This is a genomic window from Pseudoalteromonas issachenkonii, assembly GCF_002310795.1.
GTDB lineage: Bacteria > Pseudomonadota > Gammaproteobacteria > Enterobacterales > Alteromonadaceae > Pseudoalteromonas > Pseudoalteromonas tetraodonis.
The window spans coordinates 2,618,775-2,642,848 of sequence record NZ_CP011030.1 but is presented as its reverse complement, the minus strand read 5'-3'; the positions used below and the strand labels follow the sequence as shown (position 1 = coordinate 2,642,848).

Below are 24,074 nucleotides of genomic sequence, written 5' to 3'. Positions count from 1 at the left end.
AGGGCTTAACCTAAGAGGCAGCTAAGAGCGAAAAGCAGACATTGACCGTTAATCGTTTCAACGACGGCAATTAGCCATACGTTGCATGTTTGCTCCCTTACTGGTTTTACGATATCCAAAACCGACATAACGACCATTAAGCAAATACCAAAGTAAAATAGGTATGTGCTCCAATCATATAGCCAAAGAGGATAAAGCGTTAATAGCACTGCTACAGGCCCTAGAATGCTGAAGACAGCTCTGGTATGGTTTTTATTTTTGTGCCAGTTGTATAAGTTTACCAATAGTTCCAAAGATGCAAAAATAGGTAAAAGCGTATTTACAGCTATTCCTTCGAAGTGAGAGAAGAAGCCTAGTCCTAATGCCGATGCAAGTGACCTTAATGCAGGGAGGCAGGCCGTGCCGCTAGCCAAACGCCACTAGAGCCTACTCTGTCTAATATTTTATTTATCATTTGAAAGTCTATTGGTTGATATTACCATCATTCTAAACTCCGTATACAAGTACGGAGTCAATCATTTTAATGAGTCAATTATGGGGCAATGTGTTGGATCTTCGTTTTGCATACAGGTATTTGTCATACCCACAATTACTTTCTCTAAACGTTGAAGGTCATTAATTTTGTCTCGAATGATTGCTAACTTTTGTCGGTTTAATAGCTCAACTTGAGCGCAGTTGCTGTCCATAGACATTAGCGATTTTATTTCTCTTAACGTAAAGCCGAGCGCTTTGGCTTTTGTGATAAACCTAAGTTGTCCTGCTATTGATTCGTCATATTGTCTATAACCAGATATTGGTTTTTCAGGTTGTGTAATCAGTCCTTCTCGTTCATAAAAACGAATGGTTTCTACATTTAAATTTAATGATTGTGCTAATTTGCCAATGGTTTTCATTATTGCCTTTGTGAATACTACTAATCTAAAGTTATATTTAGTTCAACTATCTAATGACTTGATAATGCCACAGACTTCAATTGTACCGTCAGACCCGCAAGAGCTTGCCATTAGTTTTAACTCTTTTTTGAGTGCATTCAATTCCTTCATTCGTTGATTAACTAAAGTTAGTTGCCGATCAATTAATGCATTTACACTAGAGCAACTCTCCTCTGGCTTGTTTTTTAATTCAATGAGTCGCTTAATATCATTAAGCGGAATATCTAAACTTCGACAATGCTTTACGAACTCTAGCTCTTTAAATGCCTTATTAGAATACAACCTGAAATTCCCTTCAGTGCGATCAGGATCTGACAGCAAGCCCTCCTTTTCATAATATCGGATGGTTTGTACTGAATACCCCGATGTTTTCGATAACTCACCAATTTTCATAAAATTTCCAAATAAACTTGACCCTATAGTCACTATAGGATTTATAGTTAGAGCATACAAGTTAATCGGAGATGAAAATGAGCGATTGTGGGTGTGAAGTTGAGCTAAAAGATAACCAGCAAAAAACGGTGCTTTATTGGCTTCTGGCTATCAATGCCTCGATGTTTGTTTTTGAAATTGGCTTTGGTTGGTTATCAGAATCAACGGCTTTAATTGCAGATTCGTTAGACATGCTAGCGGATGCAATCGTCTATGCAATTGCACTATACGCGGTGGGAAAGTCAATCCAACATAAGGCTAATGCTGCTTTAGTGAGTGGCTATTTCCAACTGGGGTTAGGCGTGCTAATTCTAATGGATATTGCTAGAAGGCTGTATGGTGAAAGTGAGCCTCACTCTTGGTTTATGATTGGCGTAGGCATGGTTGCTTTAGTTGCAAATGTGATTTGTCTCATCCTTATTCGAAAGCACAACAACGATGAAGTACATATGAGAGCTAGCTGGATATTTTCAGCGAATGATGTAATTGCAAATCTTGGTGTCGTTATCGCAGGCATACTCGTTATGGTGCTGAAACAGCGTTGGCCTGATATCGTCATTGGTAGCATCATTTCAATGTTAATTCTTCGAGGCGCTTACCGAATACTAAGCGATGCTAAACAAGAATTAGCTGTTGCTGAGAAAACACGTTAAACACCAAATGAAGATAAACAATCAACCTTTGGTTGTTCAAAGTAAGGAAACATCAATGAATAGCAAATATCTAGAAAAAACCAAGATAGTAAATTTTGAACACTCTACAATTCAATCATTAATTTCTGAGCGTAATTGGCAAGAACTCGATGACTTCAACAAAATTGGTGCAGCCTACCAATTTGTTAAAGATGAAATATTATTTGGTTACAATGAGAGTGATGATATTTCAGCAAGCAGTGTTTTAGCCGATGGTTACGGACAATGCAATACCAAGGGTAACTTGCTGATGGCTTTGTTACGAGGATTAGGTATTCAATGTCGTTTTCACGGCTTTACTATTGAGCAGCGATTACAAAAAGGAGCTATTCCAACTTATGTATTTTGGTTAGCACCTAAATATATCATTCATAGTTGGATTGAAGTTTATTTCAAGGATCGTTGGATAAACTTAGAAGGCTTTATATTAGATGAACAATATTTAAGTTCACTACAGCACAAATTTAGTCAAATAAAAAACGAATTTTGTGGTTATGGTGTTGCAACAAAGTGTTTCTCTTCGCCAGATACAGATTGGCGTGGTCAAGATACCTATATACAAAAAGAAGGTATTCATGATGATTTTGGTGTTTATAATTCCCCTGATGAGTTTTATCTCGAAAAAGGAACTAACTTATCAGGAATCAAACGTTGGATGTATCAACGAGTGATCCGTCACTTTATCAATTTTAACGTAGTCAATGTAAGAAATTTAAAAGTTCTTGAGGTGGAAAATGCACAATCATAGCCATAGCCATTCGCATGGAAAAGACGACCGTATAGGTTGGACATTTTTCCTTAATGTTTCATTTACTATTATCGAATTTATTGGTGGTTGGCTAACCAACAGTACCGCTATTATGGCTGATGCTGTACATGACCTGGGTGACAGTTTATCTATAGGATTCGCTTGGATACTGAGTCGTTTCTCGGATAAAGAAGCATCCGATAGATTTAGCTATGGCTATCGTCGTCTTACCCTGTTTGGCGCATTAATTAACAGTATTGTATTAGTTATTGGTTCTGTCTGGGTGCTATTTGAAGCAATACCAAGATTATCTAATCCTGAAATGCCAATGGCTGAAGGAATGTTGGGTCTTGCATTACTTGGGGTTGCTGTTAATGGGTATGCAGTATTTAAACTAAAAGCGGGTAAAACGCTGAACGAAAAAGTACTTACGTGGCATTTGCTTGAAGACGTACTTGGCTGGGTTGCAGTCCTAATTGTTTCTATCGTGCTGCTTTTTGTAGATCTACCAATATTAGATCCTTTGCTTTCTATAGGCTTTACACTGTTTATATTGTTTAACGTTTTGAAAAACCTGAAAACAACATTGGCACTATTTCTTCAAGCTACACCTGATGAAGAAGTGCAGAATAATATTGAAAAAGCGATAAAGGCTATACCTGAAATTAATGGGATTCATCATATGCACTTTTGGTCATTAGACGGGGAAAGTCACGTATTAACTGCTCACCTAGAGTTAGCCCATAACTTTGAGGTTGATAAATTAATTAGGCTAAAACAACAAGTGGCTAAGGAACTTTCTTCTTATAATTTATCTCATACAACCATTGAGTTTGAGTTTCCTCAAGAAACTTGCCGTGACGAGCATGAAAAACATGCGCATGGCTAGTTTAGAAAACCTTTTTTTGATATTATAATTTTTCATATTTAAGTAGGTGTTTATTTTGAAATTCAATGTTGCGTTAAAAATACTATTAGTCGTTTCGATTGTTTTGCAATCGTTAACTGCTGTTGTATCCGCAACACCTGAGAATCACCAAATAGATATAGAGCACCTTCAAATTCAACATGATCATGCAGATGATCGAAATGTCTCAAATGATAATGTAGGTGATGAGCAGCATAATGAAAAAGATTGTCATCACTGCGGACATTGCAGTGGCAGCCACTTATCTTGGATTTTAGTCAGTAATTCAAATACCACGGGCAAACTAAACATTATCAATAAAACGCCTTATCAAATTGATCAAACAAGTACCTTTCTTGAAGCGATACTTCGTCCGCCCATTTCTTAATTAGATTAATTTTTAATGACCTATTTATCCTTTAATAATGGATAAAGGTTTCGTGTTTATTAATTTTAAAATTAAGAATTTTTATGTATATATATTTAAAAAATGCAGGTTTAGTCCTGTCTTTATGTATGGCTGTGAGTTTTTCAGTTGCCACTTATGCCAAACAGAAAAGTATTTCATGGCTAGATAGTCAAATAAATAAAGATCCCGAAGTTGTTGCGGCTAAAGAGTTACTTAATGCAAGTAATCATAGAGCCAAGAGCTTAACTAAAGCCGTATATAACCCAGAGCTTGAAGCAAGCTATGAAAAAGAGGGTGATTTTGATAATTATTCTATTGGTATCAGTCAAACGATTGATTTTTGGGATAAGCAATCAGCAAATAAAAGCATTGGTGAAATTGGTGTTTATGCAAACCAGCAACAATTGTTATCTCTACTCGATTCTAAAAAGGCTAACGCTTTAACTGCAATAGTTAATTGGCAAGCAGCAAAAAAGGTGGCTCAGTTACTTTCAGTAAGAGAAAATCAATTACAAACGCTCGTTGGAATTATTGAAGATAAGCGAAAAGCAGGACTTTTAGAGCCACTTGACGCTGAACTGGTTTATTTAAACTTGTCCCAAGTTTTCAGTGAAATATCTGAGTCGCAAATTGCTTTGAAAAATGCAGAGGTAAATGTTCAGGAGTTATTGCCTGATTGGACGCCTAATACTACCAATTTGTTTTCATTTACTTTTGGAGCAACAAACTATTCATTTAACTCTCAGTGGGTTGAGGAACATCCAAAAGTTAAACTCGCTAGAGCGCAATGGAAGATAAAACAATCTAAAGCTCAACTAACCACTATGGAATCTAAAGCCAATCCAACCATTGGAGTTAACGCAGGGAAAAGTGGAGATGAAGACTTGATTGGCGTGACTTTCTCAATGCCTTTAAATATCAGAAATAACTATTCAGATACTGTTAAAGCCGCTTATTCAGAAGCAATTGCAGCAGAGGCTAACTTTCGGTCGGTTTATCGAAAGCAGTCATTTGAAGCAAAAGCTAATTATGAATCGCTTATTGTCAGTAAAAAATATTATGAGCAATGGCAAAAACTGACAAAAGGCAGATTAGATAGCAGCGAAAACTTATTAAATAAGCGCTGGGAAGCTGGTGACATTAATACTTCTGACTACTTACTTGCATTAAATCAACGTGCGGAAGGGCTTCATGCAGGAATACGTTTGGAAAATCAATTCAAGCTTGCAGAAATATCCTTCATTTTAAGTATGGGTCAGTTATCCAAATTTGAGATTTGAGCGCTTTGTTTTTTCAGTAGCGAAAAACGAAATCTTAAATTTATTAAAAATATAGGTTACAAAAATGAATACAGTAATTAGTAAAAAATTTTTAGCCGTAGTAATTAGCTGCCTGTTAGTTGGGTTTACTACAAATCATGATGCTTTTGCACAGTCGTCAGATGGAACTGGTTCTGTCACAAACGTTTCGAAACAAGAAGAAAAAGAACATCAAGATGAGCATGAACACGAAAAGGGACATGAAGAAGATAAAGGTGACCATGACGAGCACGGCCATGAAGGTGGTAATAAAGAGGGAGAAGAAGGACATGAAGAAGGTATCACTATTGATCCAAAGAAGATGTCGCTTGCTAACATTAAAGTGGAAAGTGTTAAGCCTGAATATCAATTTAGCTCCGTATATGCACCTGGCGAAATAAAAGCTAATGGCTATAAAAGTTATGTGGTATCACCACGTACAGAGTCAGTCATTATCAGTCGCCATGCAGCGCTTGGCGAGTATGTAGAAATAGGTCAGAAGTTAGTTACATTATTTAGTGAAGCAATGGCACAAGCACAAGCTGACTATTTAATCGCTTCAACCGAATGGCAACGTGTAAAAAAGCTGGGTAATAAGACGGTGAGTGAAAGTCGATTATTACAAGCTGAAACAACATACAATGCGAGCTATGGCAAGCTCATTGCTTTAGGGTTAACTGAAAAAGCAATAAATGGTATTTCTAACAAAGACATTAAAGCATTTGGACAATATGCATTAACGGCGCACCGTGAAGGTGTCGTGCTTCAAGACGACTTTATCCAAGGGCAACGTGTTGATGCTGGGGATTCAGTCATGTTGTTAGCTGATGAAAAACAACTATGGGTTGAAGCAAAAGTTTCTCCAAATAAAAAGCTAAATTTATCAATTGATTCTCCTGCGGTACTTAAATTAGAAGGCCAGAGTTACAATGCCAAAGTTATCCAAGAAGCCCATACAATTGATCCCGTAACTCGTACAAGAATTATTAGATTGGGGGTACAGAATGCTGATGATAACCTTCATTCAGGTATGTTTGTAAAAGTTTACTTTCAGTTTGCCACAAAGCAGAAAGTGATGGCTGTGCCAGAAGAAGCATTGATCCGCAGCGCAGATGGTGATTGGACCGTATTTGTCGAAGACCACCCTGGAGAATTTAAAGCTGTAGAAGTAGAACTAGGCCGAGCCTTAGGTGATTTTAGGGAAATCATTGGCCTTGATAGTGGGACGCGAATTGTAACCAAAGGCGCATTTTTTGTTGCTTCTGAAATCGCTAAAGGCGGATTTGATCCGCATAACCACTAAGGAGCAAGACTATGTTTAATAAAATAATAGATTGGTCTGTTAATAATAGACTCCTGATTTTGATTGCGCTGTTTGCCACAATTGTCGGCGCAATTATGGTTATACCAAAACTAAATTTAGATGCCTTTCCTGATGTTACTAATGTTCAAGTTGCTGTAAATACTGAAGCGCCAGGACTAGCTGCTGAAGAAGTTGAACAACTCATTACGTACCCCATTGAAGCGGTCATGTATGCCTTACCTGATGTAGAACAAGTGCGCTCAATTTCTAAAACAGGCTTGTCTGGCGTCACGGTTGTTTTCAAAGAAGGCACCGACATTTACTTTGCAAGACAACTTGTATTTGAGCGTCTTCAAGCCGCAAAAGAACTGATACCAGAAGGTGTCGGCACACCCGAAATGGGGCCAAACACCTCAGGGCTAGGCCAAGTATTTCAGTACCTTCTTATTTCAGATAAAGATGCAGGCTATGATGCTATGGCACTCAGGAGTCTCAATGATTGGGTAGTAAAATTACTCGTTATGCCTGTCGATGGTGTTACTGATGTACTCTCCTTTGGAGGTATTGTTAGGCAGTACCAAGTAAATGTAGATCCATCTAAGCTTCTTTCTTATAACCTAACGCAAGAAGACGTTGTTGGTGCCCTAGATAACAACAATGCCAATGTTGGCGGATGGTATATGAACCGTGGGCAAGAGCAGCTTGTTATTAGAGGTGCAGGTTGGTTTGAAAGTGGTGACGCTGGTATTAGTAATATCAAACAAGTTCCCGTCAAAACAGTTGATGGGACAGTTGTGACGGTTTCGGATATTGCTAAAGTTGAAATGGGCAGTGAAATTCGTCAAGGTGCTGTCACAATGACGCGCAAAACCGAAGACGGTAAAGTCGAAAATTTAGGTGAAGTTGTCTCTGGCATTGTCTTAAAACGCATGGGGTCTAATACTAAAGCCACCATTGATGGTATCAATGCAAGAATCCCATTGATTAATCAAGCATTGCCTAAAGGTGTTCGCTTTGAACCATTTTATGATCAGGCTGATTTGATTGAAAAAGCCGTTGATACAGTAGTTGATGCACTATTACTAGCATTTATTTTCATCTGTATTGTATTAGCACTATTTTTAATGAATATACGTGCAACCTTCCTTGTCCTAATATCTATTCCAATTTCAATTGGTATCGCGTTAATGATCATGGCTTGGTGGGGCATTTCTGCAAACCTTATGTCATTGGGTGGCATTGCCGTAGCCATTGGTATGCTAGTTGATGGTTCAGTCGTGATGGTTGAAAACATGTTTAAGCATTTAAATAGACCAGACTCTACCCATTTAAAAACTGTAAAAGAAAGAGTGCCTAGTGCTGATACTGATCCACATGATGTAGAACAAGATGAGCATGGTATTAAGTTACGTCTTCAAAATGCGGGTAAAGAAGTGGCTCGTCCCGTATTTTTTGCAGCTTCTATTATTTTAGTCGTATTTACGCCTTTATTTAGCTTTGAAGGTGTTGAGGCAAAGTTATTTCAACCTATGGCAATAAGCATCATTTTAGCTGTTATATCTGCTATTGTGGTTGCGTTGTTTGTTGTACCCGCTTTAGCTACTTATTTATTTAAGTCAGGTGTAAAAGAGAGGGAAAGCTTTGTTCTTAGGCCATTAGACAAACTCTACAGAAAAGGGCTTACATTCGCACTAAAACGCACCAAATTAGTCATTTCAGCCGCACTTATATTAGTTTTCTCTGCCTTTGCATTAGTTCCATTAATTGGTACTGAATTTGTACCTGAGTTAGAAGAAGGGACGATAAACTTAAGAGCAACGCTTGCACCTTCTTCCAGTTTAGATACCGCGCTCACTGTGGCACCAATTCTAGAAGAAAAACTAATGGCTTTCCCTGAAGTAACCTATGCATTAAGCCGAATTGGTCGAGCAGAAATAGGTGGAGACCCAGAGCCTGTGAATAACATCGAAATTTACATAGGGTTGAAGCCTGTTTCTGAGTGGACCAGTGCATCTAATCGATATGAACTTCAAGGAAAAATGGAGAGATCTTTAGAAGAATTCCCTGGGTTGCTACTCAACTTTTCTCAACCTATTGCGACTCGTGTCGATGAGCTACTATCTGGTGTTAAGGCTCAGTTGGCGATAAAGTTGTTTGGGCCTGAACTTGAGGTACTGGCGGCTAAAGGTCAAGAAATAGAAACAGCAATTAAAAACATTGAAGGTGCAAGGGATGTTGCATTGGAGCAAATTGCTGGTGAAGCGCAATTGGTGATAAGTCCTAACAGGCAAGAACTATCACGCTTTGGATTGTCTGTGAGTGACATAATGGAGGTTGTGCGTGATGGTATTGGTGGTGTTGAAGCCGGACAAATAATCAATGGTAATGAACGTTATGATATTTACGTTCGCATAGAGGAAGAGTACCGAAGTAACAAAGAAGCTATTGCTGATATTCGGCTTCAATCACCTACTGGTGCTTGGGTGCGGCTGGGTGACGTAGCCTCAGTCTCATTTGAGTCAGGCCCACCACAAGTTAGACGCGATGATGTACAACGAAGAGTCGTTATCCAAGCAAATGTACAAAATCGAGATATGGGAAGCGTGGTTGCCGATATCAGAACGGTAATTGCTGAAAAGGTTGACTTACCTTCAGGTTATTCTGTTTCGATTGGCGGCCAGTTCGAAAGTCAAAAACGTGCTCAAAATAGGTTAGCTATAGTTGTACCTTTATCGTTAGCACTAATCGCACTACTACTTTACTTTGCCTTTGGTTCTGTTGGTCAAGCTATGCTGATATTGGTCAACGTGCCGCTTGCTGTAATTGGCGGAGTTTTCTCCTTATATTTATCTGGACAATACTTGTCTGTACCAAGCTCCGTTGGCTTTATTACCTTATTTGGTGTAGCGGTATTGAATGGGGTCGTTATGGTAGAAAGTATCAACCAACGTATTAAAGACGGTCTAGAAGCATCTAAAGCCGTTTTTGAAGGCGCTACTTCAAGATTAAGACCTGTACTTATGACTGCTATAACATCAGCTTTAGGTTTGATACCGATGTTAATGTCTAATGGTGTTGGTGCAGAAATACAGCGCCCATTAGCGAGTGTTATTGTTGGCGGCTTGGTAACTGCAACACTGTTAACATTATTTGTTTTACCTGTTTTATATCGCTGGTTTTCAGAGAAAAAAATAAAAGAGCTATCCAGATAAAATTACTGTGAACTCTAACCCCACGCTAAAGTCACGTTTAGCGTGGGGTTATTGAGTAGATGAACGAAAAGAAAGATTAGATTTAACAATAAACTAATAGTCATGACTGCTTTGTCGGAATATTTGTCGTTAAACAGGCCAAAGCTAACTTCCGCTTTCGTATCTTTGCAGTCTTAATCTCTATGTGTCTCAAGGTCGGATTATGGCACGTGCCAGACTCTAACTTCGAGTCTGGCTTAGGTTCAAATTTAAGCATCGATCTGTTCTGATACTTCTAACGCATCATCAACTTCTATTCCCAAGTACCTGACAGTGCTCTCTAGTTTTCTATGGCCAAGTAGAAGCTGACAGGCTCTTAAATTTTTAGTTTTTTTGTAAATTAGTGATGGTTTGGTACGTCTCATTGAATGAGTGCCATATTGAGTCTTATCTAACCCAATTGAGGTGACCCAAGAGTCAACTATACGTCCATATTGACGGGTTGAAAGGTGTTCAGAGGAATGAATTCGTGACTTAAACAAGTAATCATAAGAATTGAGAGTAAATTGCTCTATGAGCGCCACAATTGATTTCCTTGTATTTCCAGTAATTTCAAATTGAACAGGCATACCAGTCTTTTTTTGAACGACTATTGCCCGTGATTGGATTGCTTTACCATGTGCAATGTCATTAACTTTTAGTGAAACTAAATCACACCCTCTTAGTTTGCTATCTATGGCTAGGTTAAATAGTGCTAGATCTCTTATTTTATGAAAAAGTTCCAGTCGTATTCGGATAGCCCATATTTGCTGTAATTTTAGAGGTAACTTTTGTCCTACAAGCTTATTTTTATTCCAAGGCTCTTTAGGCTGATATATAGTTAACTGGTGCATTAGTTGTACTCCGGTGTTTATGGAGTTTTAAGCTTAGCTCGCTACAAAAGAATTCGGGTATGAGCGAGGAGCGGACACTGAAAAGTTAAATTTATTATTACTTCTTTGAGTAAGAGCCTAATTCTGTTCGATAACATTATTAAACGCCGCTTTGGGGAAAAATAACATGCTTAATATCTCGCTATTTTAATTACTTGTTTACAAAGGAAATTATTGGTGAAATTATCGGGGTATGTAATATACGCCGTTTTGGTGTGTTATAAACCACCAAAACGGTGTTCAATAAGCTGTTAGCCATTAATTCATACGTACGGAGTTTATATGCTTACCCATTCCTTCGAAGACCTGACTCAAACGTTTAGAGTTCTGCTTGAATCGAATCAAAGATTAAAACAATTAATTGATATTGATAGAGCAGAAGCCGTGGGTACTGTGGAAACTGCAATTAACGCAAAATTAAATGCATTCCATAATTTATATGATTTGATGGCGCAAGAATTAGGAAAGCCAGTAGATTGGTATTCAGTCCCTGAACTTTGCATAATTCTGGCAATTCGCAATGCTCGCCACCATAACAAAGCAAACAGAATTAGAAGTTTATGGAACTACCATAATCAAGTTTGTGAAAAGCCTACAAACAAAAAGAAGTATCTATACGTAAATTCTGTTGTACCTGAAGAGGAAGAAGGTGGAGGGTACTTTGATATACCTCTATCTTGGTCTGATTTAGACGATTTGTTAACTTTGCCACGAAATGAATCAAGATTGAGAGCTAATGCTAGAGATCTAATTCGTAACTATTTAAATGCAGATAAATTTGAAGAAGAGGCAAAATCTTTAGGTTTCAGTAAATCTCAAATATTTTTCAACTTTGTGCCTTTGTCTCTGAATGCAGGAATTGCATTGCACCCATTTGTGAAAGAGCATGTGACACCTGATTCAGTAGAGTCTGAATTTTTTTTACAGCACTTTGAAAATACAGCCTCAGCACTGACTAAAGAACACGACTATCAAGAGTTCACATTTTCACTACCAGAGTAAATGGCTAACAAGAGTCTAAGGTTACGACAGTCCGCAAATGGCACAAAGCAGTCACTGGTAACGTTAACGCGGTAAGTTGGACTGTTTCTGGTAAATTCATCATTTTTGTCGGATGGCGTGGCTTCGCCACTTATCCGACCTACGTCAAAATGTAGGTTGGTTAAGCCGAAGGCGCCACCCAACAGGCTTTCTGACAGATCAAGTTAGTACTTATTAAAATAAACGAAGCTAACTACTTGAACTGGCTTGTTCTATGTTGCTTATTATTGTTGCCCGAACCCCGAACCCCGAACCCCGAACCCCGAACCCCGAACCCCGAACCCAGAACCCCGCAATTAAGCTATTAGTTTCTCCGCAAGGTTGAGTTCCATTGTTGCTTTTAATAAACGGTATAAGTTAATAGACGCGTCTATTTCTTCTTTACGGTTGGTTAAGCTTTCAATATTTAAGCCTAGCGGTACACCTAAGTGGGCACAGCTTTTTAAAATTGAGTCGAGGTTTTCGCGACAAATACGCACTGATTCGCTTAGTGTATTTTCCGAATCAAGCATGCGCCATTTAGTTGCCTCTGGCACTGAGATACCTAGCCATTGCATAAACTCCAAGGTTTTTTCACCACCACAAGGCGTAAAGGTTAATATAATCCTATTAGGTGTCAGGCCTTGTGCTTTGCATGTGCGCGCATAACTAGTTATTAAATCTATGGTTGCTTGTGCATTGTAAACGGCTTGAGAGATAAAAAACTGGCATCCTTGTGCCGTTTTTTCTATTAAGCGTTGGTGCTCGTTGCGCTTATTGGCATGGCGCTCAGCAATGGTTACGCCACCTAAAAAGAAGTCTTCAGACTGCTCTGCCAGTGTTTTGTAGGCATTCGGTAAGCTCAGCTTTATATCACCCGCTGATGATGGGCTGCCCACTAACACCACGTTTTTTAAATCGTAGTCATTTTTGGTTTCATCTAACCACGTTTTAAACTCACTCACACCGCGCTGAGCTACACTTTTATAAGTAATGACATCAAGATCAGATAAGCCTCGTAAGAGTTGACTGTACTCGCGCGGATCAACTGTTTGCTTAAATGCAAATGGACGCGCTTGCTCTGTACGACTGCTTTCATCTTGAATGTCATAAATAATTACGCCGTCATACTCAATTTCGTGTAAACGGCCTAATAACTTTTCGGCAATGACTTTTAATTGCGCTTTATCAGTCCCAATTTTTGGCGGTGTTGTGCCAATTAGGTAAACACCTTGGTTGGTGTCCTGTATTTTTTCTTGAAGTGATAAAGCCATAATCCTCATTCCAGCTTAATTTGTGATGATGGATTTAATATAGCAGCCATTTAGACGTCTAGATAGATTTATTTGTTGAAAGTTTCTCAACTAACGTGAATTATTTTCATAGTTAATAACTGACACAGTTGTTTACATAATTAATAGGCTTAGGGCTCTTATATTTAATTACTTTACGGCATACTTAGTTTGGTAAATGTTTTAAAAATTGCTCAATTTAAAAAGGGATAACAATGAAATTTAAATTATTGGCAAGTAGCCTAGCGGTATCGCTGGCCTTAACAGGTTGTGCTATGCAGCAAAACCAAAACACGCAAACAGCAGCTCAACAAGAACAAGTTAATAAAGCAGATGAGCGTGTTTTTTCACAAGATTACCTAATAGAAGAGCTAGATAACGGCCTACGTGTGATGGTAGTTAAAACCGATTACCCAGATGTAGTATCGCTACAAATACCTGTATCTGTTGGCTCGCGAAATGAAGTGGAAGCGGGTAAAACTGGTTTTGCTCACTTTTTTGAACACATGATGTTTAAAGGCTCTGAAAAGTTTCCGCAAGATGTGTATTCAGATATTCTAAAAAATTCAGGGGTTGATAACCGCGCCTACACAACTAACGATTACACTAACTACCACTTAAATTTTTCAAAACAGCATCTTGATAAAGTACTTGAGATTGAAGCTGATATTTTTCAAAACTTAAGCTACACCGAAGAACAATTTAGAACCGAAGCGCTTACCGTTAAAGGCGAGTACTTAAAAAATAACGCCAGTCCAATTCGTAAATTATTAAGTGCGGTACGCCAAGAAGCGTTCGATAAACATACCTATAAACACACTACTATGGGCTTTTTTGAAGACATTGAAGCCATGCCTGATCAAATGGCCTACGGTAAAGAGTTCTTTGCTAAGTTTTATAAGCCTGAATATGTATCGCTTGTGATTGTTGGTGATGTTGATCCAAAAGAGACCATGGCGATGGTTAAAAAGCATTGGGGTAACTGGCAAAAAGGCGACTATGTTGCTGATATTCCAAAAGAGCCAACTCAACAAGCGCCAAAATATGTGCATGAGCAAAACGAAGGACTACCTGGTCACTGGTTACTTGTGTCGTATAAAGGCGCTGCATGGGAGCCTCAGAAAAAAGACAGAGCCGCATTAGATTTACTATCGCAGCTTTATTTTTCTAGCAATTCAGATATTTACCAAGAGCTGGTAGTAGAAAAGCAAATAGCGAGTCAAATGTTTACCTATAACCCAGAGACTAAAGATCCAGGGTTACTGCATGTATTTGTAAAAGTTGAAAATGCCGATGATTTAGCCACAGTGCGTGATGCTATAAACCGTACGTATGCCAAAGCGCGTACCGAGTTGGTTGATAGCCAAAAACTCAGTGATTTAAAGTCTAATCTTAAATACAGCTTTATAAATGGTTTAGATTCATCGCAAGCAATTGCCTCTACACTTGCCAGCTATATGCATTTTGAGCGCGATCCTGAGGTAATTAATCAGCTGTATAAATCGGCAGACAATATCACTAGCGAAGATATTAGAGCCGTTGCAAATAAGTATTTTGTTGATAATGCGCGCACCACAATTACTATGTCGGCACTTGATAAAGCCCCTGGTTTTGAACAAGAAAGCGATTTAAATGCATTGGTAGCAAAATATCAGCAAGTACCGAGTAAGCCAATCTTTAAAGTACTTGATAAAACTAATAGCTCGCCGTTAATCGATATTAACTTATTATTTAATACCGGTGCGGCTGCCGATCCGCAGGGTAAAAAAGGCGTGGCAGCACTCACTGCCGCAATGCTGGCGCAAGGTGGCTCAACGTCAATGAGTTACAAAGAAATTAAAAAGGCAATGTACCCGCTGGCGGGTAGTTTTGGTTATCAAATAGATAAAGAGATGCTGTCGTTTCAAGGGCGTATTCATAAAGATAATGCTGCTCAGTGGTATGCTTTAGTGAGTGAGCAGCTTCTAAACCCAGGCTTTAGAGAAGATGACTTTAAACGTCTGAAAAAAGAAATGATCGATGGCATTAAATCAGGTTTAAAAGCCTCTAATGATGAAGAGTTGGGTAAAGAAGTGCTCTACAGCGTGCTTTATAAGGGGCACCCTTATGAAAGCTATAACTACGGTGACTTATCAGATTTAGAAGCGCTTACTCTTGATGATGTTAAAGCGTTTTATAATGCTGAGCTTACACAAGCTAAACTTACTGTGGGTTTAATTGGTGCTGTGCCTGAAAAACTCAAAGCACAAATGTTAGCTGACTTAGCGACACTCCCTAAAGGCGAACAAAGCCGCTTAACAATCCCTGATGCGCCAGAACTTAAAGGTCATCATGCAACGATTGTTGAAAAGTCAGCGCAATCAACGGCTGTGTCGTTCGGGTTCCCTATTGATACCATTCGTAGCAGCGAAGACTGGACCGCATTGTGGTTAGTGCGCTCGTACTTTGGTGAGCATCGCAGTTCTAACAGTTACTTGTACGAACGTATTCGTCAAACGCGTGGTATGAATTACGGTGATTACGCCTATATTGAATACTTCCCTAGAGGTATGTTTCAAACAAAACCGGATGCAAACTTAGGGCGCTCTGAGCAAATATTCCAAGTGTGGCTGCGTCCACTGCGCTCAAACAACGATGCGCATTTTGCAACCCGTACCGCATTATTTGAGCTAGATAAGCTAATTAAAAATGGTATGACCGAGGCAGATTTTGAAGCCACGCGTAACTTTTTAATTAACTTTGTGCCACAAATGGTTGCTAGTCAAAATCGCCAGTTAGGTTATGCGCTAGATAGCGAGTTTTATAACACCGATAGTTTTGTAAACTACGTCACAAGCAAACTGAAAACATTAAGCGTTGATGATGTAAATCGAGTGATTAAAGACAACCTACAAACTGAGAATATTCACTATGTGTTTGTTACCGGTGATGGTGAAGATATGCAAAAACGTTTAGCAACTATGCAAACCTCGCCTATGGTGTATAACACCGATAAGCCTGCCGAGTTAGTGGCTGAAGATAAGGTAATTGCTGATTATAAACTGGCAATTCCTGCAAAAAATATTGAAGTAGTAAAGGTGGATAAAGTATTTCAATAATTTAAGTTTTTAAGTATTAAAAAATGCCCCTGTGCAGTAAGCATTGGGGCATTTTTATATTTTAGGTTGTAAATACTAGTTACTTACTAAAAGTACTGAGGCTGCACCAAGAGCAAAACTAATAACAGAGCTAATAATCAAACCTGCAATAAAACTTTTAGATGGACTGTTATTGGCATCATTTTGGTTGTTCTCATCAAGCTTAATAAGCTCACCTTGGCGTACTTCAAATACCGCACATAAGGCCATGGTGGTTTCTTTTGAGGCTGCACCTTCTTTTTCTACTCGTTGAATGGTTCGCAAGCTTACATCGCAGGCATCGGCAAGCTGTTGTTGTGTCCAATCGAATGTGTGCCTAAGCGACTTTACCGTTGTAGGGTTTAATTGCATGTTAAAGTTTTCCTACAATTAGCTCTACGACTGTTGCAGTGGTATAGCCAAATACTGCACCACCTAATGCACAGCCTAGAATAAAAAAAGCCGCTTTTTTAGGATCGCTAGGAAGACTACTTTGAACTTGCTTGGCAAGCACTTCTTGATCTTTGTATAGAGTGCACTCAAGTCGTCCTGTGAGTATATTGAGCATGTCAAATTTCACTTGGTACTGCGAATTTTCAAAATCAAATGTGTGTGAGCTTTTTATATTAACACTGCGTCTACTGCTAACTAAGTCATCGTTAATATAGACTTCTTCTTTACCTGTAAAGTAGCTTCCAAAACAGGCTATTTGGTTATCGCCATCTTGAAAGTAAAATTTATAGCCTAATTTTTTTGTATTTAATATGTCGTTTTTCATCATCGTTATCCTTGTTGAGTTGATGATGCTAATTTAGCGTTTATTATTATTTTTTACGCCGTCAGCAGTACGCCAGTGGCTATTTTGGCACATGACACACGTGCTGTCATATGTTGTTATTTACTGATTTTTATTAACTTATTTTATTTTTGCACAAATGGTTAAACCTGCCTAGCTGTCATATGACATGACTTGAAAAAAGTAATATAAACCTGAAACTTAACTGGTTATATATAATAACCAGAACAAATAACGAAGGGATTAACACCTAGGCGGCTAAATCCGTTAGAATTGGCGGTAGGCTCTTTGTAATAACTTAAGGCAGTATTATGCGTCATGAAATTTGGCAACAGCTTCGTAGTGAAGCAAATGAAGTAGTAACTCGTGAACCCCTTTTAGCGAGCCATGTGTATTCGTGTATTTTAAATCATGAGTGCTTAGGGTCGGCATTGAGTTTTATTGTTGCTAACAAGCTAGCTGATGCTGTGGTTTCTGCTTTTACAATCCGTGAGCTGTTTGACCAAGCTTTTGTAAAGTGTGACCGTATGCTGACACATGTTGCTCATGATATTAAAGCGGTAAAAGATCGTGACCCTGCGGCCGAAACCTACCTTACCGTGATTTTAAATTTAAAAGGGTTTCACGCCATACAAGCACACCGTTTAGCAAACTGCTTATGGCAACAAAATCGTAAAGAGCTTGCGCGCTTTATTCAAAGCCGTACCTCAGAGGTGTTTGGGGTTGATATTCACCCTGCCTGTAAAGTAGGCCAAGGCATTATGTTTGACCATGCCACCGGTATTGTTATAGGTGAAACCGCCGTAATTGAAGATAATGTATCTATATTACAATCGGTTACATTAGGTGGTACGGGTAACGAGCAAGGCGATCGCCACCCTAAAATCAGAGCGGGCGTACTTATTGGCGCGGGCGCTAAAGTACTGGGTAACATTGAAGTGGGCGAGGGCGCACGTATTGGCGCAGGTTCAGTGGTATTAAGCCCTGTGCCGCCTCACACAACTGCTGTTGGCGTACCTGCAAAAATTATTGGTCGCCCTGATTGTGAGTGCCCGGCAGAAAGTATGAACCAAAACTTTTTAGAATATCCCGAGCCAGAAAACGAATCGCACACCAGTGCAATGCTTTAATTTTTGAGTACTTAGAAATGATATATAAAAGTAACCTTGTGGCTATGCTGCTCTGTTTTTCTTCAGGCGTGGCGTTAGCAAGTGGTTACTTTTTGTTTTTTAAAGATTCCACTCGTGTTTCCTCAGCGCCCAAACAAGCTGTAATCTCTTCGGCTAACACTCAAGTCAATAATCAGCCAACTACTTTGCAAGGCTTAGTGCAGGTTAATAAAGCCCAAGCGGCTGATCAACAAACTCAGCTAGCACAACATGTGGTTGAGCTTAATCAGCGGCTTGAAAAAAAATCAATCCAGCTTAAGCAATCTCAACAACAGCTAAAGTTAAATCAATTAGAAAGTGTAGAGCTTGATGATGAGCTCGCAATACAGTTTGAGCAAGAGGCTGATAATCTCGAATGGAGTTACGAGCTTGAAGTCGCGTTAACTGACTTTTTAATTATTAATGAGTTTGCAGATAGCGCTGAGCTTACAGCGCTAAAGTGTAAGCAAACAATTTGTAAGTTTGAGCTTACCATAAATCAACATGCCGTTAATTATGGAGCTAAATTATGGCGCGAGCTTAACGATAAGCTTCACCTTGAACCTTGGTGGCAGCAATTTAAACTCAGTGCATCTCAATCTAACGATGCCCGTATTGAGTTTACCGTAAGTACGCAAGGCTAGCGCGCTTAGCAATATGGCTAAGCTTCTACCTTTGAAATAACCTGGCCATCTACTAACTCAGTGATCAACACATCACCCACTTTTACATCTTCCACTGATTTAACCACTTTATTTTGCGCTGCTTTAGTAATGCTATAACCACGTGCTAGGACATTAAGGGGGCTGACCGAATCAAGCCGACTTGCTTGTAAGGCAAGCGTATTATTTGCGTGTTGTAGTTGCTGCTGCATCGCTTGATTTAGCCTTGCATGGAGCTGTTCTAACTGATGGTTTGCATTTGCTAGCTTTTTATCTGGTGATTGGCGCATTAGTCTGGGTGTTAAATTAGCTAACACGCGTTCTTGTTGATATAAACGCTGACGCATTGCCTGTTGCAGTGCAATACTCAACTCATCTAAGCGTTGTGATTTTTGGTTTAGCTGATTGCGCGGGTGGCATAAATTAAGGCGATGCTGCAATTGTATGGCTAGTGCGCGTTTATCGGCAATGTCGTGTTTAAATGCATTCGCTAAACGATTAATTAACTGATTAACCCTATTATGTAGCTCTTGTGTATTGGGGCTTACGAGCTCTGCGGCTGCAGAAGGGGTTGCGGCGCGAACATCAGCGACATAATCGCTAATTGTGGTATCTATTTCATGGCCAACAGCGCTCACAATGGGCAGCGAGCTTTGATAAATAGCACGAGCAAGTTGTTCATGGTTAAAGCACCATAAATCTTCTAATGAACCACCACCGCGTCCGAGAATGATAACGTCGACTTCATTACGTAAATTTGCCAGCTCTATTTGCTTGATTAAATGGCCATGCGCTTCTTTGCCTTGCACCATCGCAGGGTAAATAACCACTTCTAATTGCGGCGCACGACGCTTTAAAACAGTTAAAATATCTTTGATTGCGGCGCCTGTAGGTGAGGTGATCACCCCTATGCGATTTATGTTTTGGGGCAGGGGCTTTTTATAAGCGGAGCTAAATAAGCCCTCTGCAGCCAAACGCATTTTTAGCGCGTCAAACTCTTGCTTAAGTTGCCCTTCGCCGGCAGGTTCCATATGTTCAACAATAAGCTGGTAGTCACCACGGGGTTCGTACAAAGATACACGTGCTTTAACGGTTACTTGTGCGCCGTTAATTGGTCGGTAACTTTGGTTGCGATTATTGCCTCGCCACATGGCGGCTTTAATTTGCGCTTTATCGTCTTTTAACGAAAAATACCAATGCCCAGAAGCAGGCGCAATAAAGTTAGAAATTTCACCAGTGAGTACTAAAGACGCAAAACCTTGTTCAAGTAAGGCACGTATTTCACGATTAAGGCGAGATACGGTATAAACCGTTTGCGAGGGCTTAGAAAACATAAAAACTACCAAAAAACATTTATAAATCTAGCTTATCATAAATAAATACAAAATATTATTTACTAGTGCCTACAACGCTGTTAAAATTTGGCCGCAATTCCTTATCTTAGATCCACATGTGAGAAGTTGCCAAAATGCTTAGAATCGCTAAAGAAGCTCTTACCTTTGATGACGTACTTTTAGTACCTGGTCATTCTACTGTTTTGCCACATACGGCAAATATTTCAACTCGCTTAACGCGTGGTATCAAACTTAACTTGCCGCTCATTTCAGCATCTATGGATACTGTTACAGAAGCTCGTTTAGCTATTGCCCTCGCGCAGGAAGGTGGTCTTGGTTTTATTCATAAAAACATGACCATTGCAGAACAAGCGAAAAATGTTCGTAAAGTTAAAACCTATGAAGCAGGTATTGTTTCATACCCTGTTACAGTTACTGCCGATCTGACTATTGCAGATGCTGTTGAATTGTCTCAGGAAAAGGGATTCTCAGGTTTTCCGGTCACCGATAGCGAAAATAACCTTGTAGGTATTGTAACTAGTCGTGATATGCGCTTTGAAACTAAGCTTGAACAGCCGGTTTCAACAGTGATGACGAAAAAAGAAAACCTAGTAACGGTTAAAGAGGGAACGGCTCGCGAAGATATCTTAAGCTTAATGCACGAACACCGCATTGAGAAGATTCTTGTGGTTGATGATGCGTTTAAACTTAAAGGCATGATCACCGTAAAAGATTACCAAAAAGCACAAGACAAACCAGATGCATGTAAAGACGAGCAAGGCCGTTTACGTGTAGGTGCTGCGGTAGGCGTTGGCGCAGGCACTGATGAGCGAATTGCTGCATTAGTTGAAGCCGGTGTTGATGTACTACTAATCGATACTTCTCATGGTCACTCACAAGGTGTTATTGACCGTGTTGCAGCTACTCGTCAAGCTTACCCAGACTTACAAATTGTTGCGGGTAACGTAGCGACAGCCGAAGGTGCTATTGCCCTTGCAGATGCTGGTGTTGATGCTGTTAAAGTAGGTATCGGCCCAGGTTCTATTTGTACTACACGTATTGTTACTGGTTGTGGTGTACCACAAATAACAGCCATTTCAGATGCGGTTGAAGGCCTTAAAGGTCGCGATATTCCAGTGATTGCCGATGGCGGTATTCGTTTTTCTGGTGATATTGTAAAAGCATTGGTTGCGGGTGCATCGTGTGTAATGGTTGGCTCTATGCTCGCGGGTACTGAAGAAGCGCCAGGTGAAGTTGAACTTTATCAAGGTCGTTACTACAAGTCTTACCGTGGTATGGGTAGCCTAGGTGCGATGGATCAAAAAGAAGGGTCATCGGATCGCTACTTCCAAAAATCAAACCAAGCTGACAAGTTAGTACCAGAAGGTATTGAAGGTCGTGTTGCTTATAAAGGGCCAATTGCAACCATTATTCACCAACAAGTGGGTGGTCTTCGCAGTGCAATGGGCTTAACCGGTTGTGCCACAATCGAAGAGCTAAACACTAAACCACAGTTTGTACGTGTAACTTCTGCTGGTATGGGTGAGTCGCATGTTCATGATGTGCAAATCACTAAAGAAGCACCGAACTACCGTTTAGGCTAATCAGCCTTTAACAACTTGAAAAAAGTGGGCTAACCTTTGTTAGCCCTAATATAGTCACACAGCTTAAGCTGGTGGCGTTTAGCACCTGACTTTACGAGATACTTCATGAGCAAAGACATTCACGATTCACGAATCCTCATTTTAGATTTTGGTTCACAATACACGCAGTTAATCGCCCGTCGCGTGCGCGAAATTGGTGTTTATTGTGAGCTTTGGGCTTGGGATGTAACCGAAGAGCAAATTCGCGAGTTTAACCCACAAGGTATTATCCTTTCTGGTGGCCCAGAATCAACCACGCTTGAAAATAGCCCGCGTGCTCCTGAGTATGTATTTAATGCAGGCGTTCCAGTACTTGGTATTTGTTACGGTATGCAAACTATGGCAACGCAGCTTGGCGGCCGTGTACATAGCTCAGATAAAAAAGAATTTGGTTACGCACAAGTTGAAAAAGTGGGTAACTGTGCATTATTTGATGCCATTGAAGATCATATTACTGATGGCGGCAATGGCGTACTAGATGTGTGGATGAGCCACGGTGATAAAGTAATGGAAATTCCAGATACGTTTAAAACCACAGCTAAAACATCTACCTGCCCGCATGCGGCAATGTCTAACGAAGAAAAGCGCTTTTACGGTGTACAATTTCACCCAGAAGTAACGCACACACATCAAGGTCAACGTTTACTAGAGCGTTTTGCTATTGATATTTGTGGTTGTGAAAAATTATGGACGCCAGCAAAAATAATTGATGACGCCATTGAGCGTATCAAAGAAACTGTAGGTGACGACGAAGTTATTTTAGGCTTATCAGGCGGTGTAGATTCATCGGTTGTAGCTATGCTTATTCACCGTGCTATTGGTGAGCGCCTAACCTGTGTATTTGTTGATAACGGTTTACTTCGTTTAAACGAAGGCCAGCAAGTTATGGATATGTTTGGCAATAAGTTTGGCTTAAACATAGTTAAAGTAGATGCCGAAGATCAATTTTTAAATGACTTAGCAGGTAAATCAGACCCAGAAGATAAGCGTAAAGCTATTGGCCACACGTTTATTAATGTATTTGATGAGCAAGCTAAAAAGCTTAAAAACGCGAAATGGCTAGGCCAAGGTACAATTTACCCTGACGTAATCGAATCAGCGGCATCAGCGACTGGTAAAGCACACGTGATTAAATCGCATCATAATGTGGGCGGCTTACCAGATGACATGCAAATGGGCTTAGTAGAGCCATTACGTGAGTTATTTAAAGATGAAGTACGTAAAATTGGTTTAGAGCTAGGTTTACCGTACGATATGCTTTACCGTCACCCATTCCCAGGGCCAGGTTTAGGTGTGCGTGTACTTGGCGAAATCAAAAAAGAGTACTGTGATTTACTTCGCCGCGCAGATGCTATCTTCATTGAAGAGCTTCACAAAGCAGAGCTTTACCATAAAGTAAGCCAAGCGTTTACTGTATTCTTACCGGTTAAGTCGGTAGGGGTTATGGGTGATGCACGTAAGTATGATTGGGTTGTTTCACTTCGTTGTGTTGAAACCATCGACTTTATGACTGCACGTTGGTCACATTTACCGTATGAGTTTTTAGGTGTGGTTTCTAACCGTATCATTAACGAAATCGACGGTATCTCACGCGTTGTTTACGATATTTCAGGAAAACCACCTGCCACTATCGAGTGGGAATAGACTTGGTTGTAAAAACCTAATCTAGTTTCTGTTAGATAAAAAAAGGCCAGTCAGTATTTCTGACTGGCCTTTTTAATGAATTTTTACTTTCCTAAAAAACCTTGCGGAGATATTAGTTTTCGTTGTAGTGCTGGCTTCTATTTTTAGGGCTGTGGCTGCGTAACACTGGGCACTGCCTGAAGATGAAAATCATTGCTGACAAAATGGAGGTATTCCAAAATAGGTTGAAGATGGTAGGGCGAGTTTATGATGGTTCGGTCGATCAAATCGACAAAATAAGACGCTGGCCCTTTGGTCGCCGTACGTAGTCAGTGATGATGTACCGATCTAACTAGCCGCTCTACAGTTCATCAACCAAGAAAATGCCCTGCAAATTTTACTCGTCGTGAAGAAGGTAATCACCTATATTTTCTCGACCTTCTGCTAACTCACCGAGCGATTTTTAAGAAGCGTTGTATAACAACTTAGAATGGGGTAAGTGATATGGTTAACATGGAAATGATGAAAATTGTTATTTTGAGCGTAAAATATGATTCAAAGCGCGATGGATATTCATAAAATAGGTAAGCTTAAAG

The 24,074-nt window shown here is 39.7% G+C and carries 21 protein-coding genes; 13 read left to right on the top strand and 8 right to left on the bottom strand.

What is annotated here, in order from left to right; genetic code table 11:
• Positions 1-5 precede the first annotated feature (5 nt).
• The 3 genes from PISS_RS12275 to PISS_RS12265 form a co-directional block, all read right to left on the bottom strand.
• Positions 6-413 carry a MerC family mercury resistance protein gene (locus PISS_RS12275; protein WP_232311323.1) on the bottom strand — a complete coding sequence of 136 codons (408 nt, stop codon included), beginning with the start codon at positions 411-413 and terminating at the stop codon, positions 6-8.
• Between the two features lie 102 nt (positions 414-515).
• Complete coding sequence (locus tag PISS_RS12270) at positions 516-893, bottom strand: MerR family transcriptional regulator (protein ID WP_004588890.1); 378 nt, start codon at positions 891-893, stop codon at positions 516-518.
• A 42-nt stretch (positions 894-935) separates the two neighbouring features.
• Positions 936-1,325, bottom strand: coding sequence for a Cd(II)/Pb(II)-responsive transcriptional regulator (locus tag PISS_RS12265; protein ID WP_004588889.1), 390 nt, complete (start codon positions 1,323-1,325; stop codon positions 936-938).
• Between the two features lie 77 nt (positions 1,326-1,402).
• On the opposite strand from PISS_RS12265, the gene PISS_RS12260 reads away from it, so the two are divergent.
• The 7 genes from PISS_RS12260 (at position 1,403) to PISS_RS12230 (ending at position 9,933) form a co-directional block, all read left to right on the top strand.
• Positions 1,403-2,017: a cation efflux transmembrane domain-containing protein gene (locus PISS_RS12260; protein WP_004588888.1), complete on the top strand. Its 615-nt coding sequence runs from the start codon at positions 1,403-1,405 to the stop codon at positions 2,015-2,017.
• A gap of 55 nt (positions 2,018-2,072) precedes the next feature.
• Positions 2,073-2,804: a transglutaminase-like domain-containing protein gene (locus PISS_RS12255; RefSeq protein ID WP_004588887.1), complete on the top strand. Its 732-nt coding sequence runs from the start codon at positions 2,073-2,075 to the stop codon at positions 2,802-2,804.
• Positions 2,791-3,693, top strand: a complete 903-nt coding sequence (locus PISS_RS12250; protein WP_004588886.1) for a cation diffusion facilitator family transporter — start codon at positions 2,791-2,793, stop codon at positions 3,691-3,693. Before PISS_RS12255 ends, PISS_RS12250 begins: the two co-directional genes overlap by 14 nt.
• Before the next feature lie 55 nt (positions 3,694-3,748).
• Entirely contained in the window at positions 3,749-4,099 is a 351-nt protein-coding gene (locus tag PISS_RS12245) for a hypothetical protein (RefSeq protein WP_004588885.1), read from the top strand.
• Positions 4,100-4,182: 83 nt separating this feature from the next.
• Positions 4,183-5,400, top strand: a complete 1,218-nt coding sequence (locus PISS_RS12240; RefSeq protein WP_008468875.1) for a TolC family protein — start codon at positions 4,183-4,185, stop codon at positions 5,398-5,400.
• A gap of 64 nt (positions 5,401-5,464) precedes the next feature.
• Positions 5,465-6,721, top strand: coding sequence for an efflux RND transporter periplasmic adaptor subunit (locus PISS_RS12235; RefSeq protein ID WP_002962258.1), 1,257 nt, complete (start codon positions 5,465-5,467; stop codon positions 6,719-6,721).
• Between the two features lie 11 nt (positions 6,722-6,732).
• Positions 6,733-9,933 carry an efflux RND transporter permease subunit gene (locus tag PISS_RS12230; protein WP_004588883.1) on the top strand — a complete coding sequence of 1,067 codons (3,201 nt, stop codon included), beginning with the start codon at positions 6,733-6,735 and terminating at the stop codon, positions 9,931-9,933.
• Positions 9,934-10,181: 248 nt separating this feature from the next.
• Here the strand turns inward: PISS_RS12230 and PISS_RS12225 are convergent, their stop codons facing one another.
• Positions 10,182-10,805, bottom strand: a complete 624-nt coding sequence (locus PISS_RS12225) for a tyrosine-type recombinase/integrase (protein WP_004589486.1) — start codon at positions 10,803-10,805, stop codon at positions 10,182-10,184.
• A 321-nt stretch (positions 10,806-11,126) separates the two neighbouring features.
• Here PISS_RS12225 and PISS_RS12220 point away from each other — a divergent pair, with 321 nt between their 5' ends.
• The gene (locus PISS_RS12220) at positions 11,127-11,846 is read left to right on the top strand and encodes a PI-PLC domain-containing protein (RefSeq protein ID WP_058155173.1); all 720 of its coding nucleotides are present in this window, start codon (positions 11,127-11,129) and stop codon (positions 11,844-11,846) included.
• Between the two features lie 335 nt (positions 11,847-12,181).
• Here PISS_RS12220 and PISS_RS12210 read toward each other — a convergent pair whose 3' ends face one another.
• Positions 12,182-13,138, bottom strand: a complete 957-nt coding sequence (locus PISS_RS12210) for a methylenetetrahydrofolate reductase (RefSeq protein WP_036953487.1) — start codon at positions 13,136-13,138, stop codon at positions 12,182-12,184.
• 233 nt (positions 13,139-13,371) lie between these two features.
• On the opposite strand from PISS_RS12210, the gene PISS_RS12205 reads away from it, so the two are divergent.
• Complete coding sequence (locus PISS_RS12205) at positions 13,372-16,254, top strand: M16 family metallopeptidase (protein WP_058155172.1); 2,883 nt, start codon at positions 13,372-13,374, stop codon at positions 16,252-16,254.
• 75 nt (positions 16,255-16,329) lie between these two features.
• Here PISS_RS12205 and PISS_RS12200 read toward each other — a convergent pair whose 3' ends face one another.
• Together PISS_RS12200 and PISS_RS12195 are read right to left on the bottom strand one after the other, a co-directional pair.
• On the bottom strand, positions 16,330-16,644 hold the full coding sequence (locus PISS_RS12200) for a helix-turn-helix transcriptional regulator (RefSeq protein WP_013465706.1): 315 nt from the start codon (positions 16,642-16,644) through the stop codon (positions 16,330-16,332).
• A gap of 1 nt (position 16,645) precedes the next feature.
• The gene (locus PISS_RS12195; protein ID WP_013465705.1) at positions 16,646-17,053 is read right to left on the bottom strand and encodes a hypothetical protein; all 408 of its coding nucleotides are present in this window, start codon (positions 17,051-17,053) and stop codon (positions 16,646-16,648) included.
• Positions 17,054-17,379: 326 nt separating this feature from the next.
• Here PISS_RS12195 and cysE point away from each other — a divergent pair, with 326 nt between their 5' ends.
• Both cysE and PISS_RS12185 read left to right on the top strand, forming a co-directional pair.
• The gene (gene cysE, locus PISS_RS12190) at positions 17,380-18,198 is read left to right on the top strand and encodes a serine O-acetyltransferase (RefSeq protein WP_010387694.1); all 819 of its coding nucleotides are present in this window, start codon (positions 17,380-17,382) and stop codon (positions 18,196-18,198) included.
• A gap of 17 nt (positions 18,199-18,215) precedes the next feature.
• A complete protein-coding gene (locus tag PISS_RS12185) occupies positions 18,216-18,860 on the top strand; it encodes a hypothetical protein (protein WP_036953494.1) in 645 nt (214 codons plus the stop codon).
• 17 nt (positions 18,861-18,877) lie between these two features.
• On the opposite strand, the gene xseA is transcribed toward PISS_RS12185, so the two are convergent.
• Positions 18,878-20,212 carry an exodeoxyribonuclease VII large subunit gene (gene xseA / locus PISS_RS12180; RefSeq protein ID WP_058155171.1) on the bottom strand — a complete coding sequence of 445 codons (1,335 nt, stop codon included), beginning with the start codon at positions 20,210-20,212 and terminating at the stop codon, positions 18,878-18,880.
• Positions 20,213-20,346: 134 nt separating this feature from the next.
• Between xseA and guaB the strand changes: the two genes are divergently transcribed.
• The gene (guaB, locus tag PISS_RS12175) at positions 20,347-21,816 is read left to right on the top strand and encodes an IMP dehydrogenase (RefSeq protein ID WP_008110278.1); all 1,470 of its coding nucleotides are present in this window, start codon (positions 20,347-20,349) and stop codon (positions 21,814-21,816) included.
• A 105-nt stretch (positions 21,817-21,921) separates the two neighbouring features.
• Positions 21,922-23,499, top strand: coding sequence for a glutamine-hydrolyzing GMP synthase (guaA, locus tag PISS_RS12170; protein WP_010387703.1), 1,578 nt, complete (start codon positions 21,922-21,924; stop codon positions 23,497-23,499).
• Positions 23,500-24,074: the final 575 nt, after the last annotated feature.